At 58.5% G+C, this 590-nt stretch carries 1 protein-coding gene; it reads left to right on the top strand.

The annotated features are described in order from the left end of the window. On the top strand, positions 1 to 590 hold a 590-nt coding region (locus HMPREF2559_RS13070; protein WP_168162250.1), incomplete at both ends, for a hypothetical protein.

Here is a 590-nt window from a genome sequence, read left to right as displayed (position 1 = left end):
GCCCGCATGGCCTCACTGCCCAAGCTCGCCGCCCATCATGAGCGCGGCTGGTATCTCGATGACAACCGTCTCGTGGTGATTGGCCAGATGCTCATCGGCGTCGACGACCATCTGTTTCATCTCATCGATGACGCACTCGTGCGGTTGTTTACCCCAACCCGGAAGAATCAAGTGTTGCCGGATACTGCACGTGTGCGCAAGGTCATCCGCGAAATCTTGTACCAGTACTACGACCTCACGCGCGATACCCCGGAGGACTGTGAGGACGACGGCACGCGCTACCGCATGGACCACCGCGGCCAGAACTCATTCCTTAACGTGCGGATGGATGGGGTCGACGCCGAGGCTATCCATGAGCACATCCGCAAGTACGCCAACGCCAATAATTGCTCGTTTACCAAGGCCATGGTCGACCTCATCCTGAACGGCTCGAAGACAACCGTGGTGGTCAACGTGTTCAAGCCGGAAGGTGAATCCATGGCGTATCTTCCCGAACACGGTGTGGTCACGTTGGACAACACGGACTTGGAGATTATTGAACGCCAGCTCGGGCCTGACCGCGTGGAAGGCTATGTGCCCACCGCGGCACA

Origin of the sequence: Corynebacterium sp. HMSC072G08, from assembly GCF_001809185.1 — a bacterium.
Lineage (GTDB): Bacteria > Actinomycetota > Actinomycetes > Mycobacteriales > Mycobacteriaceae > Corynebacterium > Corynebacterium phoceense.
The sequence above is the reverse complement of the archived record's forward strand: the minus strand, read 5'-3'. Positions and strand labels throughout refer to the sequence as shown.